The organism is Streptomyces sp. NPDC001204, assembly GCF_053598035.1.
In genome coordinates this window covers 13265-29555 of the sequence record NZ_JBSFJL010000012.1, presented here as the reverse complement: position 1 = coordinate 29555, position 16291 = coordinate 13265, and the positions used below count along the sequence as shown (strand labels likewise).

Sequence of the window (16291 nt, the reverse complement as noted above, 5' to 3'; positions counted from 1 at the left end):
TGGACGCAGGCAAGGTTGACGCAACGTTGACCAGCTCTGGGGAGAGCCCTGGTGGCTGCCCGCCCTACATTCGGCCGCATGCCCCCACAGCCCCGCGGTGTGCCCACCGCGCTCCCCGTCCTGCCCTACCGCAAGCCCACCAAGGGCCGTGACTACTGGGTGCTGGACGACGTCCTGCCCGACGCGGACGCCGTACGGCGGCGCTGCCTGGCCAAGGACGACTGGGTGAAGGGCTACCCGTACACCTCCCAGACCTGGCCCGGACTGCGGACCATGCCCGGTCTGGAGCCGTCCGAACTCGCCCGCGTCGAGCGGCTGGTGAAGAAGGCGACCGGGGCGAAGGAGCTGTGGGTGCGGCAGGCGCCCGACGGCGGCACCCTCAACCACAACTGCGTCCAGGTGGTGGGCGCGGGCGAGAGCGAACCGAGGCCGCACACCGACTCGCGGGCGCTGTGCCGGTACGCGGCCGTGCTCTACCTCAACCCCTCGGTGCCCAAGGACCGCGGGACCAGCTTCTACCGCCAGCGTCTGCCCGGCGGCCGGCTCGGCGGCAACGTCGTGCAGCCACCGCACCACAACCTCGTCGAGGCCCTCGGCACGCGGTTCGTCGCGCCGGACGCCTTCGAGGAGGACGTCCGCGTGCCGCACGAGGCCAACCGGCTGCTCCTCTACCACGCCAACCTCGTGCACAGCGCGACCGGTTACTGCGGTCGGAGCCTGGAGGACAAGCGCATGACGGCGGTCTTCTTCTGGATGGCCTGACCCGGCCCCTCAGGGGCGCCGCCGGGGTCGGCGGGGAGGCCGGGGCGCGCGGGGCGGCGGATCAGTACCGCAGCGCGGTGCCCACCTCCGCCCTGACGGGGCCGGACAGCTCGCGGATGCTGCGGGCGGTGGCCGTGGCGGTCTTCCCGGCCGGTACGCCGGGGACGGTGACGACCACCGTGTCGAGCAGGTTGCCGCCGCTGTCCTTGAAGTCGACCCGCACGGCGAAGGACTTGGCGGAGCCCGCCCTGTTCTCCACCCTGACCGCGACGGTGGCGTGCCCGTCCGAGGCGGTGGCCGGGGTGCCCAGGGTCACGGCGCTCCGGGCGTCGATGCCGTTCCTCACCTCGCCCAGCCTGCGGCCCGCCTCCGCGGTGGCCGAGGAGAGCATCGAGTCGGCCTGCGAGGCGAGCGAGGAGACCGCGGACGCCGCCTGGCTCGCGCTGCCGGAGGTTGTGCCGCCGCCGGAACAGCCGGTCGTGCCGAGGGCCACCGCAACGGCCAGCGGGAGCGTCGCGCCCGTCGTCCAGCGTGCCCGGTGACCGGCCATGTCGCCTCCCACTGCCCGTTCGCCCGCCCCTCGCGCGGAGAAGGGACCGGCCACCCCTCAAGTGAACCGCCGGGCACGGGTACCCGCACCTTCGTGTCACCCGTGCGGCTCCGTGGCCGAGTCGCTTCGCCGGACGCCGGGCCCGGGGTCCGCGCGATACTCACCGCATCGATCAGGAGGAGGACGACATGACCGACATCCGTACCGTGGGCGTCCTGGGCACGGGGATCATGGGCGCCGCGATGGCCCGCAACCTCGCGAAGGCCGGACACACCGTCCGGGTGTGGAACCGCACCCGGGCCAAGGCCGAGCCGCTGGCCGCCGACGGCGCGCACGTCGTGGACACCCCCGCCGAGGCGGTGCGCGACGCCGACGTGGTCCTGACGATGCTCTACGACGGCGGCACGGTGCTGGAGGTCATGCGCGAGGCCGCCCCCGCGCTGCGTCCGGGCACGGTCTGGGCGCAGTCGACCACGGTCGGCCTGGAGGCGGCCGGTGAGCTGGCCGACCTCGCCCGTGAACACGGACTGCTCCTCTACGACGCCCCGGTGCTCGGTACCCGGCAGCCCGCCGAGGCGGGCCGGCTGACCGTGCTGGCGGCGGGGCCGGCCGAGGGCCGGGAGACGGTGACGCCGGTGTTCGAGGCGGTCGGCGCCCACACGGTGTGGACGGGTGAGGACGCCGCGGCGGCCACCGCCACCCGGCTGAAGCTGGTGGCCAACAGCTGGGTCATCGCGGCCACCGCGGCGACCGGGGAGGCACTGGCCCTGGCCAAGGGACTCGGCGTGAACCCCCAGGGCTTCTTCGACCTGATCGCCGACGGCCCGCTCGACATGGGCTACCTGCACGCCAAGGCCGGCGTCATCCTCGACGGCGCGTACCTGCCCCCGAGCTTCGCGGTCGCCACCGCGGAGAAGGACGCCCGCCTCATCGTCCAGGCCGGCGAGGCCCACGGCGTCCGCCTGGACGTGGCCGCCGCGAGCGCCGAACGCTTCGCCCGCGCCGCCGCGGGGGGCCATGCCGACGAGGACATGGCCGCGGCGTACTTCGCCAGCTTCGCGGACGACTCCGGCGGGCCCGGCGAGTCCGCCGGACCCGCCGGGTCCTGACCGTTCGGCCGCCCGCACCCGCGCGGGCCGGGTGGTCAGCCGAGACAGATCACCAGCAGGCAGAGGTGGGACGGCGACGTGGGCGTGTCCGTGGGGCTCGTCTGCGGGGTCTGCTGGGCGGTGCCGTCGGACGAGCCGGCCCCGGGCGCGGTCCGCTGGGTCGCCGTCGAGGACGACCGGGACGCCGACTGGCCCGACTGGTTCGACTGGCCCGCCGGAACCTGCTGGGCGGACGGGGCCGACTGCGCGGCCGAGGCCGAGCCGTCGGCAGCGGGCGCCGTGTTGTCCGGCCGCGGTGCGGACAGCACCGTCCGTGTCGGCGCCTCGTGCGCGCCGGCGGGCGCCGACGGGGTTTGCGCGGTACGGGGAGCGGCGGCGTCCGGGCGTACGTCCTGCGGCGTGGTGCCCCGCGGCGCCGACCGCTGGTGCGGGACACCGGCCGGGGGCGGGGACTGCCGGGTGTCGGAGGGCGACGAGGACGGGTCGGCGTGCTGCGCCGGCCGGCTGTCCCCCACGGTGCCCGTGTGCGGGGCCTCCGGGGCCGGGGCCGCCTGCGCGCGGTCGGTGGAGTGCCGGTCCATCGAGGCGACGGTCAGACCTCCCCCGACGAGGGCGACGGCGGTCGCCACCAGAGCCCTGCGCTGGGTCTTCTTCCAGCGCGCCAGCTGACGGCGCCGCGCCGCCCGCCCGGGGCGCTGCCGCGGTGGCGGTGCGTCCGTCGCGTCCGCGGCGAAGTCGGCGGGGACGCCGCCGGGGGCGAGGCCCGCGGCCCCGCCCGTCGCGAGGCCGGTCGTGAGAGCCGTCGCGGAATCGGCCGCGGAATCGATCGCGGTATCGGTCGTGAGGGGCGCCGTGACGTCCGGTGCTATGTCCGGCGCGTACGCACCGCAACCGGGGCACACCAGGGCGCCGTTGAGGTGCCTACGGCACGTGGAGCAGTAGTCCATCCGGTCTTCCTGACTAGGCCTGCCGAGCGGCCAGTCACGCTAACAAGGCTCGTGAGGGACTGTGTGCAGCCTGTGTGACGCTCCTGCGCGGATTCCCGGCACCCGGACCCGGGCGAGTACGCCCACTCGGGCCCGGCCGGACCGTCAGGCGCGGTCCGTCAGCTCGTCGGCGTACACCTGCGACAGCGGCTGAGGCCCCACGTACTGCTGGCAGTTGCACTGCCCCGGCTCGAAACGCAGCGGCTTCTTGTTCTCGTCCCAGGCCGTCGGCACCTCGACGCGCTCATGGCACCGGCCGTTCTTGTCGTGCTTGGCCAGATGGTGGGTGCATCCGCACACCGGCTCCGGCGGCTTGTGCGCCGTCTCGACCGCCAGCCGCTCGGCCTTCGCCGCCTCCATCAGTTCGAGCTTGCGCTCGTGCCGGTTGCGCAGCGCGGTGCGGACGTTGTCGGCGATCCAGGCGAAACCGCCGGTCCAGAAAATGATCGCTACCACCCAGATCCAGCCCATTGGCCCTCACCCTTCCCCCTGCGGAGTCCATCGTGATTTTAGGAGGAGTCCCGGGCGTTCGCGCCCGGCAGGGCCGGGTGACGTCGCGGACGCTGCGGCCGGTGGTGCGGATGCGGATACGGGCCCGCCGGCGCCAGGGCCGGGGCGGGGGCCCGCCGCCGTCGATCCAGTACGGCCGCCCGGCCCGGCAGCCGACTCGGGCCGCGGCCGTGCAAGAGCGCGAGGACGATCGCCGCGGCCACCGCGATGAGGTGCTCGCGGCCCGCCAGGTTGGGCCTGACCACCGACTCCACCACCATCGAGCCGCCGGTGAGGAAGAACACGACCGGGGCGCGCCGCACCACGGACAGGTAGGTGAACAGGCCCACCACGGCTGCGGACGGCCCGGTGTCGAGGATCCGGCCGGCCTCGGACGGCAGCCCCAGCCCCCACCAGCCGGGCCCGATCGCGATCATCACCCGCACGGTGAGGGTGCCGGCCAGGGTGGTCGCGTACGAGATGAACAGCGTCCGGCCCCGGCCCAGGGTGAGTTCGGCCAGCGCGAACGCGAGGAAAAGCTGGGTGATGCCGGCCCACACCGGCAGGTCGAGCGCCGGGACGTACAGCGACACCGGGGTGCGCAGCAGGGCCAGCCACAGCGGCAGGTCGGCCTGGACGCCGCCGAGGACGCGTACCGCCGCCGCCCCGGCCGGCCGCTGCGCCACCTCGTGGAAGAAGATCACGCCGAAGGCCGCCACGAAGGCCAGCACCAGCCCGGACAGCCCCCGGCGCGCCAGTCGCCGTACGGGGTCGACGACGATGCCGTGCCACTCGGCGCGCAGCGTCCGCCCGGTGAACCGCGCGAACCGTGCGGCCACGTCACGCACCCGCACCGGTCCGCCGTCCTGCGGTCCGCCGTCTTCCGGTCGGCCGTCCTCCGGTCCGGCGTCCGGTGGTCGGCCGCTCCGCCGTCCGCGGTCCCGCCACTCGTCGTCCGCCGGTCCCCCCGGCTCCCTCGGCTCCCCTGTCCATGGCTGCGTACCGCTGCGCTGCTGCACCGCCGTTCGGCTCCTTAGCAGTTCCCCCACCCCACCGTGCGCACAACCGTATGGACCGTAATCGAGCCCGCCGCGTTCCCACAGACGGCGTCACAGCGGCGGCAGAGGCAGCGGCGGGCTCAGGGCGGGATGGCGCAGGACCGAGTGCAGGGCTTCGACGGCGCCGCGCACGGCGGCGGTCTGCGGCCGCGGCACGGCCCGGACGTGGCTGCGCAGCCGCGCGGAGAGCCGGTAGGCGAGCTCGGGGCGCAGGGCGCCGCCGCCGGCGAGCAGCGGGCCGCGGTCGAGAGCGTCGACGAGTACGCGCCGGGGATCGTCCCGGAGCAGCCCGGTGACCAGCGTGGTGACGGCGGTGACCAGTTCGGCGAGGGTGGCGGCGCGCACGTCGTCGGTGCCCACGGTGGCCCGGCGGGCGGCGGCCACCCGGCCGTCGATGAGCAGGGCCACCTCGCTGAGCTGGGCGCCGACGTCGATGACGAACAGCGCGCCGGACAGGTCGGCGCCGGCGCCCAGCGCGGCGGCGCGGACGCTGTCGATGGTCAGCACGGTCCGCGGCCGCAGTACCTGAAGGACGCCGACGGCGGTGGCGCGGGCCCGCGGCCCGCTCAGGGCCGGGGTGGTGAGGACGACGACGGGCCGGGCGTCGTGCGGGACGCGGTCGGCCAGCAGCCGGGAGACGAGCCGGGTCGCGGCGGCCGGGTCCACGACGGTGCCGCGCCGGACGGGGCGGGCGGCGGCGGAGCCCTGATGGGTGACCGTGGGCACGTCGAGGATGCCGCCGAGGCCCTCCGCCCAGACCCGGGTCCGGGCACTGCCCAGGTCCAGGGCGATGCCCGGACCGCGCCCGCGGACGGGCCCGGTGGGCCTGCGGCCCCCCGGGGCGGCGGTCGCCGTGCTGTCGCCGAGGATCACCGGTCGGCCTCCTTCACCTCGGGCAGGGGACGCGGGCGCGGGCCGCGCCGCGCGGCGGCGCCACCGCGCGCGGGAGCCGGATCAGCCGGCGCGCTGCTGGCAGGGCACGCAGCAGCGTGCGTACGGAAGGATCTCCAGGCGCTCCACCGGGATGGGCTTGGCGCAGTCCTCGCAGTTCCCGTAGGAGCCGTCGTCCAGCCGGGCGAAGGCGGCCTCGATGTCCTTCAGTGCCCGCTGCAGGGCGTTCTTCTGCGCGGTCAGGAGGTCGTCGGCCTCCTGACCGCCGTCCTCGCTCTCCTGGACGGCCCGCAGCTGGGCGAGGCGGGAGTTGCGCTCGTGTTCGAGGCGCTGCCGGGCATCGTGCGCGCTCAGGCGCTCGGCCGCGGAGGCACTGCTGGTGGTCTCCCACGACATCGGCGATACGGTCCCTTCTGGCAAAAGAGCCGGTGACGAGGGGGGCCGCGGTGACGTACGGCCCCCCTCCTGACCCTCCAGCGTGGCCGCGCGCGCGGGATGCGGCCATCGGTCGCAGTACCCATTTCCGGTGGGCGGCGGGGTGCACCACCGCCCACCGTCAGGGCCTCAGACCCGCGCCGGTGCGCTCCGGCGGGCGGGCTTGCCGCCGCCCGAGCCGCCGCCGGAGCCGCGGCGCCGGCCGCCGCGCTCATGGCGGTGCAGCTCGATGGCGAGCGGGGAGGCGGTGAACACCGAGGAGTAGGTGCCGATCACGAGACCGATGAGCAGGGCGAGCGCGAAGTCGGTCAACGAGTCCCCGCCGAAGACCGTCAGGGAGATCAGGATCAGCACCGCGCCCATGCCCGTGTTGATCGTGCGGGGCAGCGTCTGAAGGATTCCCTTGTTGGTGATCTGCTCCAGCGGTGTCCTGCGGTCGCGTCCGAGCAGTTCCCGGATGCGGTCGAACAGGACCACCGAGTCGTTGACCGAGTAGCCGATGACGGTGAGCAGCGACGCCAGGAACACACCGTCGATGGGCTTGCCGAGCCACGCGAAGACGCCGACGAGGATGACGACGTCGTGCGCGAGCGCGGCGACCGCCGCGGTGCCGAACAGCCATCGGAAGCGGGCCGCGAGGTACAGCAACTGGGCGCCGAGGGCGACGCCGAGTGCGATGAGCGCGTTGCGGCGCAGTTCCTCGCCCAGGCTCGGGCCGATCAGCTCGTCGCGGATCTTCTCCGTCCTGCCGCCGAGTTCGCTGATGGTCCCGGTGACCTTGGCGGCCTCGGCGTTGGTCAGGTCCTCGGTGCGCACGGTCAGGCCGTTGTCGTTGGACGACTGCACGAGCGCGCCGGGGAAGCCCGCGTCGGCGAGGGCGGTGCGGGCCCGGTCGGGGTTCACGGGAGTCGCGGTGGTGTACTCGATCAGCCGGCCGCCGGTGAACTCCAGACCGAAGTTCAGGCCCCGGGCCGCGATGCCCGAACCGGCGAGCACGAGCAGGACCGCGGAGGCGGCCAGCCAGCGACGCGGGTGGCGCATCAGATCCGGGTCGCGGCGCACGAGCAGATCGCGGACCCGTCCGGTGGTCGCCAGACCCGTGAGCAGGTGGCGGCGGCGCACCCAGGCGCGGTCCACGGCGAACTCGGCGAGCACCCGGGTGATCACCAGCGCGCTGATCATGGACGCGGCGACACCGATGGCGAGGGTGACGGCGAAGCCGCGCACCGGACCGGTGGACAGGAAGAACAGCAGTCCCGCCGCGATCAGCGTGGTGATGTTGGAGTCGGCGATCGCGCTGAAGGCGTTGCGGAATCCGGCGGTGAGGGCCGAGCGCGGGCTCGGCCGGTGCATGCCGGCGTACTCCTCACGGGCTCGTTCGAAGACGAGCACGTTGGCGTCCACGGCCATGCCGATCGCCAGGACGAAACCGGCCAGGCCCGGCAGGGTCAGGGTCGCGCCGAGGACGGCCAGGGCGGCGTAGGAGATCACTCCGTAGCAGAGCAGGGCCACAGCCGCGAGGAAGCCGGTGAGGCGGTAGACGATGCTGATGAACAGGATCGTCAGGGCGGTGCCGATCACCGCGGCCCAGGCGGTGGCCTCGATGGCGCTGGCGCCGAGGGTGGGGCCGATGGTGTGCTGCTCGACCGTCTCGACCGGCACGGGCAGGGCGCCGCCGTTGATGAGCAGCGCCAGCTCACGGGCCTCGGCGTCGTCGAAGGAGCCCGTGATCTGCGTGGAGCCGTCCGCGATGCCCGTGCCGCAGGCGACGGACGGCGCGACCTGCGGGGAGGAGATGACCCGGTCGTCGAGCACGATGGCGACCCGGCGCGCGGGGTCGCCCACCTCGCGGCAGGCGGCCTCACTGGTCAGCTTGGCCCACGCGGTCCGGCCCGCCTTGTCGAAGTCGACGGTGACGGTCCAGCCGGCGCCCGTCTCCTGCTCGAAGCGCGCCTGAGCGCCCTTGACGTCCTTGCCGGTCATGGCGCTGTCCTGAAGGCGCAGCTTCTGCCCCGACTCGTCGGGCAGGACGAGTTCCTCGGACGCGTCGGGTTCCTTCGAAGCGTCGGGGTCCTTGGGGTCCTTGGGGTCCTTGGACGCCTCGGGCTTGGACGTGGCGGGGTCCTCGGTGCCGTCGGCGACGCCGACCACCGGGTGGAAGGTCAGCTGGGCGGTACGGCCGAGCACGTCGGCAGCCTTCTTGGGGTCCTGCACACCGGGCAGCTCGACGATGATCCGGTTGCTGCCCGAGCGGACGAGGGTCGGTTCGGCGACGCCGAGCGCGTCGACCCGGCCGCGCAGCACTTCCAGGGCGCGGTCGGTGGCCTCGCGGTCGGCCTTGGCGGTCGGGGTGGAGCGGGTCTCCAGGACGATCTGGGTGCCGCCCCGCAGGTCGAGTCCGAGACGGACGGGGAGGGTGGCGGTGATGTACACGGACAGGGCGATCACGGCGAGGGCGAACAGCGCTCTCACCCGGGAAGTACTGCGTTTCGTACGTTTTTTCAACGGAGGCCTCCGGCAGGCACGCCGAGACCGCGGCCGACGCGGTCACGGCGGTCGAGGGGCGAACGGGGGACGTCAGATGCCGAAGGCCCGCGGCGGTGCCCGACCGCCGTCCTGCACCACGTGCACCGTGCGGGCGGCGACGGTCACCGGGACCGGTCGCGTCCGCCCGGGTGCGGGGAGGGGGACGTCCGTGACGTCATCGGTGGTGGCGAACTGCCCGTGCGCGACGGGCCGGTCCCCGTGGAACTCCTGCCGGGTGCCGTCCTGCCCGGAGCAGACGACGGTGCACCCCTGCCCGGCGTGCGGGGCGTCCGCGGGACGCTCGTCGAAGCCGCGGTGGCCGCCGCCGGGCGCGGTGCCGGAGCGCGGTCCGGGCGCGAGGTCCGCGACGGATGCCGCCGCGGTGGCGGGCGCGGGCAGCGGCGGAGGGCTGCCGGTGGTGAAGACCGCCAGCAGGGTCAGCAGCGCGGCCGTCAGGAAGGCCAGGGCACGGGACGAGGGAGCGGTGCTCGGCGCTGGGTGCATGCACCGTCCCCTTTCGTGTTCGTGGTGGCACTCGTGGCGGACGCGGTGTCGTACCTGGGATCCCGGCCGGGGAGTGGGCAGCCGGGACCCCAGGCGGTCGTGGGGCGGGCCGTCAGGGTTCGATCAGACCGGCCCGGATGGCGTAGCGGGTGAGTTCGAGCCGGTCGCGCAGACCGAGCTTCTGGAGCAGGTTGGCGCGGTGCCGCTGGACGGTCTTGATGCTGATGAAGAGGATCTCGCCGATCTCCTTCGAGGAGTGCCCCTCCGCGACCAGCTTCAGGACCTCCTCCTCGCGGGGTGTCAGGACCTGGTCCGGGGTCTCCTCGCCGTGGCGGACCCGGTCCAGGTAGTTGCGGATGAGCGCGGTCACCGCGCCCGGGTACAGGAACGGCTCGTCCCGCATCGCCGCCCGGCACGCGGCGACCAGGTCCTGGTCGGCGACGGACTTCAGCACGTACCCGCTCGCACCGGCCTTGAGGGCCTGGAAGAAGTACTGCTCGTTGTCGTGCATGGTGAGCATCAGGATCCGCAGGTCCGGCTTGAGCGCGACCAGCTCGCGGGTGGCCTGGAGCCCAGTCAGCCGCGGCATCGCGATGTCCAGCACGGCGAGGTCGATGTCGTGGGTGCGGGCCATCTCGATGGCCTCCGCGCCGTCACCGGCCTCGGCGACCACCTCCAGGTCCGGTTCCTGGTCGAGGATGAGCCGCACCCCCCGTCGTACCAGCGCGTGGTCGTCGGCGAGCAGGATGCGGATCGTGGTCGGCTCGGACATGGTCAGGTCTGCTTCCTGGGGACGACGGGCGCGGTCAGCCGGACCTCGGTTCCGGCCACGGGGGCGGGGGCGATGTCGAGGCCGGCCCCGATGAGCAGGGCCCGCTCGCGCATGCCGCGTATGCCGGCGCCCTCGCACGCGGCCTTGATGCCGCGGCCGTCGTCGGCGATGGCCAGCACCACGGCGTCGTCGGTGCGCCGCAGGCTGACCTCGATCCGTTCGGCGTCCGCGTGCCGGGCCACGTTGGTCAGGCTCTCCTGGGCGACACGGTAGAGGACCAGCTCGGTCTCCGGCTCCAGGGCGGGCAGGTCGGCGTCGAAGCGGCGCACCACCTGAAGCCCGGTGTGGGTGGCGAAGTCGTGGGTCAGCGAGGTCAGCGCGGCGACCAGACCGAGGTCGTCCAGGACGCCGGGCCGCAGCCGGCGCACCAGCCGGCGGACCTCGTCCAGGCTCGACCGGGTGATCTCCTGCGCATGGTGCAGTTCGTCGCGCAGCGGCGGGGCCGCCTCGTCCGCGGCCCGCTTGAGCGCGAGCAGGATCGCGGTCATGCTCTGGCCCACCTCGTCGTGCAGCTCCTGCGCGATACGGCGCCGCTCGGCCTCCTGGGCGAGCAGGACCCGGGCGCTGCTCGTGGCCCGCTCGTTCTCCAGCCGGTCCAGCATGGCGTTGAACGTGCGGATCAGCTCCGCGACCTCGCCGCCGCCCTGCTCGGGCAGCCGCTGGCCGGGACGCAGCAGGTCCACGGTGGTCATCAGCTTCGTCACCCGGTCCAACGGGGCGAGACCCCAGCGCAGCAGGGCGGCGTTGGCGACCAGCATGACGGCGAGGCCGCCCACGAGGATGACGGCCTCGGTCAGCACGACCGGCACCGAGACGGTCACCGGGGCCCACAGCAGCAGCGCGGTGGCCGTGCCCAGCACCACGGCGTTGAGCCCGAAGATCCGCCAGAACAGGGACACCAGGGTTGAACTCCTTCCGTGATGCGGTCTGCCTCTACTGTCGGGCATCGCGCATCCTGGACGAGCCGCGGCCCCCTGGTCCCGACCGGGCCTGCCGCCCAGTGTGCCTTCCGCCGGCCGCCCCGATCGATGGGGCACGGTCCCCATTTCGCAGGGTGCGGCCTACCCATGCCCGTGTCGAGTGGATCCCCGGACCGGCCGCAAATGGGCTCTGGACCCGATGGGAAACCGCGGCGGGTTCGACCAGGGTTGAGGTGTGACCGACCCCCGTCCCCCGTTGCAGAAAGTAGGGCACTGACGATGTCGCTCGACGCCGCCCGGACCGAACCCCGCGAGCGCCTGTCCGCTCAGGAGGCCCGCCGGCGCCTTGAACACGCCCGCGGGACCCGGCTGGTCCAGCTGGAAGCCCTCGGCGAGACCGGGCAGACGGCGGACGACCACCTGATGTCCTCCCAGCGTGAGGCCATCCAGCGGGTGCTGAAGGAGATCGACGAGGCGTTCGCCCGTATCGAGGACGGCACCTACGGGACCTGCCTGGAATGCGGCAAGCCGGTCCCGGCGGAGCGCCTGGAGATCCTGCCGTACACGGGGCACTGCGTCGCCTGCCGGCGCCGTACCGCCTGACCCCGCCCGCCCCGTCCGTCCTGCCTTCGTCCTCCGCCCTGCCCAAGGGGTGAAACGGTGAACAACCAGATCATCGGCGACCGCGACACGTACCTGACGGCCGAGGAGCTCGCCGCGCTCCGCGCGAACCTCGACGAGCAGCGCATGTTCCGCCAGGAACAGCTGGAGCAGATCTCGGCCGCCGCGACGTCCCGCGCGGACGCCCTGCTCCAGCAGCAGGCCGCCTCGCAGGTGGAGGTCCGCGTGAAACTCGCGGCCTCGGCCCGCATGGTCCTCGCCGACGTCCAGGCGGCCCTGGCGCGCATGGACGAGGGCAGCTACGGCACCTGCCACCTGTGCCGGCGTCCCATCGCGCGGGAGCGGCTGGAGATCGTGCCGCAGGCCCGCTACTGCGCGCGCTGCCAGCAGGTCAGGGAGGCCGGGCGGTGACGGTCACCCAGCGTTCGCGTGCCGCCGCGGCCGCCCGGCACCGGCCGTGGCCGCTGGGCCGGCAGGGCTGGGGCGTCGCCCTCGACATGGGCAGCGCCCGCACCCGCGCCTGGGTCGCCGGGCGGGGGCTGGTCCTGGACGTCCCCACGGTGACGTTCCCCGGTTCCGGGGCGGTGTACCCGATCCAGCGCGGCACGATCATCGACACCGAGGGCACGGCCCGGATGCTCGACCGCCTGCTCGGCAACCGTCTGCCCCGCTTCACCCGCCCCCTGGTCGTCCTCACCGCTCCCGTACTGGACGGGGTGGCCTTCCGCAACGAGGCCCGTACGGCGGTGGAGGTGCTGCGGCCGCGCGACGTGCTGACCATTCCCAGCGCGCGGGCCGTCGCCCTGGCCGCGGGCGCGGACCTGTCCCGCCCGCTGCTCGTGGTGGACATCGGCGCGCATCTGACCGAGGTGGTGCTGCTGTCGGAGGGCGCCGTCGTCGACGCGCGCCGCACCGCGCTGGGCACCAGCGACCTCGACTCCGCCTCGCCGGTGCAGATATGCGAGGCGGTGGCCACCATGGTGACCGCGATGCTGCGGCAGGACCGTACGTCGCTCACCGTGGACGCCCTGCGCCGGGGCGCCCTGCTGGCCGGGGGCGGAGCCCTGCGCCCGGAGATCACCTACCACCTCGCCGGCAGGCTGCACGCGCCCCTCAAGGCCGTGGCGGCGCCGCACACCGCCGCCGTCCGCGGCGCCGCCACCCTGCTGCGGGCCGCGCACGACCACCCCGACGGCCCGGCGGGCGCGTCCCCCGGGCCGCCCGGCCCCTAGACCCGTCGTAGACCAGCCCCCGTCCCCACCGCGCACGGAAAACCCGTCCCCACCGCGCCCGGACATAGAGGAGCACGAGGCCTACGAGGCCTATGCGGACTGCGAGGACCAACGCGGACCAAGAGGACACAGAAGGAGGGCCGCACCATGGCCGGCGGCATCCCTCGGGCCCAGCCGCCCCCCGAAGGGCTGTTCCCCGACGACCCGCTCCCCGACGAACTCCCCAGCCGCGTGCTCTGGCGCCTTCGGCGCAACCCGATGCGCCGCCGCAGCGACCTGCTCCAGGCGTGGATCGGCTTCGGCATCCTGCTGGCCGTACTGGCCGGCACGCCCGTGGCCATGTTCTTCGTCGGCGACACCGCCCTGCGCCACTACGAACAGGCGGCCGAGCACCAGGAGAGGACGCGGCGGCAGACCACCGCGGTCCTTCTGCACGCCGCACCCCGCCATCCCGAGCCGGGCTCCGAGGAGGCGAAGAAGACCCGCTATCCGGTACCGGTGCGCTTCACCGACCCGGGCGGGCTCACCCGCACCGACCGGACCGACGTCGAGCCCGGCCTGCCCGCCGGCAGCTCCGTCGACATATGGGCCGACACCGACGGACGCATCACCGAGCCGCCCCTGACCACCGCCCAGGTCCGCAGCCACAGCACGGGCTGGGCGATCCTCGCAGCCCTGGCCGTCCCGGTCACCGGCGCCGCGGTGTACGGCGCCGCCGGCCTGCTGCTCCGCCGACGCAACCTGGCCGCCTGGGACAGCGCCTGGGCCCGCACGGCCCCCCGCTGGCCGCCGTCCGCGTGATCGCGGGGCGCCGGCGGCCGCGGGCCGCGCCGTGCCGCATCCGGTACGGCACGCGAAGACGGCGGCGCTCTCCGGAGTTTCCGGGCCCGGTTCCCCGATCTTGATGCTGCACTGTCAGGTCACCGGCAGGAAGGACCGCCGAACACTGCCGGAAACCGGCAATGTGCCAGGTGGGCCCGGTCGGGCATGATGTTGCGAGGGGAGCACCGCGGACGGTTCCGGTGCCGGACACCGGCAGTTGTCCGGTGCCGGGGCCGGCAGGGGGCAAGTACCGCCGCCCGGTGCGTCGCAGGGGGAAGAGGGGGCTCGACGATTCCGCGGCGCACCCGCCGCCCGCCGTGTCCCGGCGCCCGAGTCGCCGGGACACGGTAGGGGCCGGACCCGGCCACCCGGTCTCTCCCTTACTCACCGTTCCTTACCGTCAAGGACGTATGCCATGGATGTCATCGGCGCACTCGTCGCGGCCTGCCTGCTCCTCGTACTCTTCGTACTGTTCACCTTCTCCCGGCTGTTCCGGAAGGTGGAGCAGGGCAAGGCCCTGATCGTCTCCAAGATGCGCAAGGTCGACGTGACCTTCACCGGCCAGGTCGTCCTGCCGGTGCTGCACAAGGCCGAGGTCATGGACATCTCGGTGAAGGCCATCGAGATCACGCGCACCGGCCGCGAGGGGCTCATCTGCCGGGACAACATCCGCGCCGACATCCGCATCACGTTCTTCGTGCGCGTCAACAAGACCGTCGAGGACGTCGTCAGGGTCGCCCAGGCCGTCGGCACCGCCCGCGCCAGCGACCGGGACACGTTGCAGGAGCTGTTCCACGCCAAGTTCTCCGAGGCGCTGAAGACCGTCGGCAAGCAGATGGACTTCACCGACCTCTACACCAAGCGTGAGGAACTGCGGTTCCAGATCATCGAGGTCATCGGTGTCGACCTGAACGGCTACCACCTCGAGGACGCGGCGATCGACTACCTGGAGCAGACGCCGCTGACCCAGCTCGACCCGGGCAACGTCCTCGACGCCCAGGGCATCCGGAAGATCACCGAGCTGACGGCCGTGGAGCACGTGCGCACCAACGAGGCGCAGCGCACCGAGCAGAAGGAGATCACCCGGCAGAACGTCGACGCGCGCGAGGCCATCCTGGAGCTGGAGCGCCGCCAGGCGGACGCCGAGATCAAGCAGAAGCGGGAGATCGAGACCTCCCGCGCCCGCGAGGAGGCCGAGACCGCCCGCGTGGTCGAGGAGGAGCGGCTGCGCGCGCAGAGCGCCTTCCTGCACACCGAGGAAGAGCTCGGCGTCCAGCGCGAGAACCAGGCCCGTGAGGTCGCGGTCGCCGCGAAGAACCGCGAGCGGGTCATCGCCATCGAGAACGAGCGCATCGAGAAGGACCGCCTCCTGGAGGTCATCGCCCGGGAGCGGGAGACCCAGCTCACCCGGATCGCCGCCGACAAGGAGGTCGAGGCGGAGAAGCGGGAGATCGCCGAGGTCGTCCGCGAGCGGGTCGCGGTGGACCGTACGGTCGCCGAGCAGGAGGAGTCCATCAAGAAGCTGCGCGCCGTGGAGGAGGCGGAGCGCGAGCGCCAGGCCGTGATCATCGCCGCCGAGGCGGAGGCGCAGGAGAAGCTGGTCAAGGACATCAAGGCCGCCGAGGCGGCCGAGCAGGCCGCCACCCACCGCGCGGCCGAGGAACTCACCCTGGCAGAGGCCAGGTTGAAGACCGCCGACCTCGACGCCCGCGCCAAGCTGCGCCTGGCGGAGGCCGTCCAGGCCGAGGCCGCCGCGGAGGGGCTGGCCGCCGTCCAGGTCCGCGAGCAAGAGGCCGAGGTCATCGAGAAGGCCGGCCGCGCCGAGGCCGAGGCGTTGCAGGCCAAGGCGCTCGCCGAGGCCCAGGGCACCGAGGCCCGGCTGCGCGCGGAGGCCGAGGGCGCCCAGGCCAAGGCGCTCGCCGAGGCCGCCGCGATCGGCGAGAAGCTGAAGGCCGAGGCGGCGGGCCTGACCGAGAAGGCGGCAGCGATGGCCGCCCTGGACGAGGCCTCCCGCGAGCACGAGGAGTACCGGCTGCGGCTCCAGGCGGAGAAGGAGATCCGGCTGGCCGGCCTGGAGGCGCAGCGGCAGGTCGCCGAGGCGCAGGCCACGGTCATCGCGACCGGCCTGGAGCACGCCGACATCGACATCGTCGGCGGCGAGTCGGTCTTCTTCGACCGTCTGATGAGCGCCATCTCGTTCGGCAAGGGCGTCGACGGCTTCGTGGAGAACTCCCGGACCGCGCAGGCCCTGGCGGGGCCCTGGCTGGACGGCTCGTCGAACTTCACCGACGACCTCGCCCGGATCCTCGGCCAGATCAACTCGGCCGACGTCAAGAACCTGACGGTCTCCGCGCTGCTGATGAAGATGATGCAGTCGGGCGGCACGAACGCCGGTCAGCTCCAGCAACTCCTCGACCGCGCCGGTGAGCTGGGCCTCGCCGACACCCCGCTCACCGCACTCAACGGCACCGCCCGGGTCTGACGAGCCGCGGGGACGGGCCCCAACCCACTGCCGGCAGACGGCGGTTGAGGGCCCGTCCCGTGGACACGCCGG

Annotated in this window: 17 protein-coding genes; 7 read left to right on the top strand and 10 right to left on the bottom strand. The window is 73.6% G+C overall.

Features of this window, described 5'->3' with window-relative positions; all coding sequences use genetic code 11:
- Positions 1-78: 78 nt before the first annotated feature.
- The gene (locus tag ACWC91_RS18370) at positions 79-762 is read left to right on the top strand and encodes a DUF6445 family protein (protein WP_225076514.1); all 684 of its coding nucleotides are present in this window, start codon (positions 79-81) and stop codon (positions 760-762) included.
- 61 nt (positions 763-823) lie between these two features.
- Here ACWC91_RS18370 and ACWC91_RS18365 read toward each other — a convergent pair whose 3' ends face one another.
- Complete coding sequence (locus tag ACWC91_RS18365; protein ID WP_450644384.1) at positions 824-1312, bottom strand: hypothetical protein; 489 nt, start codon at positions 1310-1312, stop codon at positions 824-826.
- 188 nt (positions 1313-1500) lie between these two features.
- Here ACWC91_RS18365 and ACWC91_RS18360 point away from each other — a divergent pair, with 188 nt between their 5' ends.
- Positions 1501-2421, top strand: coding sequence for an NAD(P)-dependent oxidoreductase (locus ACWC91_RS18360; protein WP_225076516.1), 921 nt, complete (start codon positions 1501-1503; stop codon positions 2419-2421).
- Between the two features lie 35 nt (positions 2422-2456).
- Here ACWC91_RS18360 and ACWC91_RS18355 read toward each other — a convergent pair whose 3' ends face one another.
- From ACWC91_RS18355 to ACWC91_RS18315, 9 genes are all read right to left on the bottom strand, one after another.
- Positions 2457-3368, bottom strand: coding sequence for an SCO2400 family protein (locus ACWC91_RS18355; protein ID WP_450644386.1), 912 nt, complete (start codon positions 3366-3368; stop codon positions 2457-2459).
- Positions 3369-3512: 144 nt separating this feature from the next.
- Complete coding sequence (locus ACWC91_RS18350) at positions 3513-3878, bottom strand: hypothetical protein (RefSeq protein ID WP_225076518.1); 366 nt, start codon at positions 3876-3878, stop codon at positions 3513-3515.
- A 38-nt stretch (positions 3879-3916) separates the two neighbouring features.
- The gene (locus ACWC91_RS18345; protein WP_450644388.1) at positions 3917-4735 is read right to left on the bottom strand and encodes a hypothetical protein; all 819 of its coding nucleotides are present in this window, start codon (positions 4733-4735) and stop codon (positions 3917-3919) included.
- A gap of 270 nt (positions 4736-5005) precedes the next feature.
- A complete protein-coding gene (locus ACWC91_RS18340; protein WP_450725971.1) occupies positions 5006-5827 on the bottom strand; it encodes a rod shape-determining protein in 822 nt (273 codons plus the stop codon).
- Positions 5828-5908: 81 nt separating this feature from the next.
- Positions 5909-6241: a TraR/DksA family transcriptional regulator gene (locus ACWC91_RS18335; RefSeq protein ID WP_225076521.1), complete on the bottom strand. Its 333-nt coding sequence runs from the start codon at positions 6239-6241 to the stop codon at positions 5909-5911.
- 168 nt (positions 6242-6409) lie between these two features.
- Positions 6410-8752 carry a protein translocase subunit SecD gene (gene secD / locus ACWC91_RS18330; protein WP_450643534.1) on the bottom strand — a complete coding sequence of 781 codons (2343 nt, stop codon included), beginning with the start codon at positions 8750-8752 and terminating at the stop codon, positions 6410-6412.
- Between the two features lie 105 nt (positions 8753-8857).
- Complete coding sequence (locus ACWC91_RS18325; protein ID WP_450643533.1) at positions 8858-9310, bottom strand: hypothetical protein; 453 nt, start codon at positions 9308-9310, stop codon at positions 8858-8860.
- Positions 9311-9422: 112 nt separating this feature from the next.
- Complete coding sequence (locus ACWC91_RS18320; RefSeq protein WP_100568361.1) at positions 9423-10082, bottom strand: response regulator; 660 nt, start codon at positions 10080-10082, stop codon at positions 9423-9425.
- 2 nt (positions 10083-10084) lie between these two features.
- Positions 10085-11041: a HAMP domain-containing sensor histidine kinase gene (locus ACWC91_RS18315; protein WP_450643532.1), complete on the bottom strand. Its 957-nt coding sequence runs from the start codon at positions 11039-11041 to the stop codon at positions 10085-10087.
- 300 nt (positions 11042-11341) lie between these two features.
- On the opposite strand from ACWC91_RS18315, the gene ACWC91_RS18310 reads away from it, so the two are divergent.
- The 5 genes from ACWC91_RS18310 to ACWC91_RS18290 all read left to right on the top strand — a co-directional run bounded on the left by ACWC91_RS18310 (position 11342) and on the right by ACWC91_RS18290 (position 16219).
- Complete coding sequence (locus tag ACWC91_RS18310) at positions 11342-11665, top strand: TraR/DksA family transcriptional regulator (protein WP_225076525.1); 324 nt, start codon at positions 11342-11344, stop codon at positions 11663-11665.
- Positions 11666-11722: 57 nt separating this feature from the next.
- Complete coding sequence (locus ACWC91_RS18305; RefSeq protein WP_225076526.1) at positions 11723-12094, top strand: TraR/DksA family transcriptional regulator; 372 nt, start codon at positions 11723-11725, stop codon at positions 12092-12094.
- A complete protein-coding gene (locus tag ACWC91_RS18300; RefSeq protein ID WP_450643531.1) occupies positions 12091-12915 on the top strand; it encodes a rod shape-determining protein in 825 nt (274 codons plus the stop codon). The genes ACWC91_RS18305 and ACWC91_RS18300 overlap by 4 nt, the downstream gene beginning before the upstream one ends.
- A 147-nt stretch (positions 12916-13062) precedes the next feature.
- Positions 13063-13716 carry an Rv1733c family protein gene (locus ACWC91_RS18295; protein WP_225076528.1) on the top strand — a complete coding sequence of 218 codons (654 nt, stop codon included), beginning with the start codon at positions 13063-13065 and terminating at the stop codon, positions 13714-13716.
- 436 nt (positions 13717-14152) lie between these two features.
- Entirely contained in the window at positions 14153-16219 is a 2067-nt protein-coding gene (locus ACWC91_RS18290; protein WP_225076529.1) for an SPFH domain-containing protein, read from the top strand.
- Positions 16220-16291 lie beyond the last annotated feature (72 nt).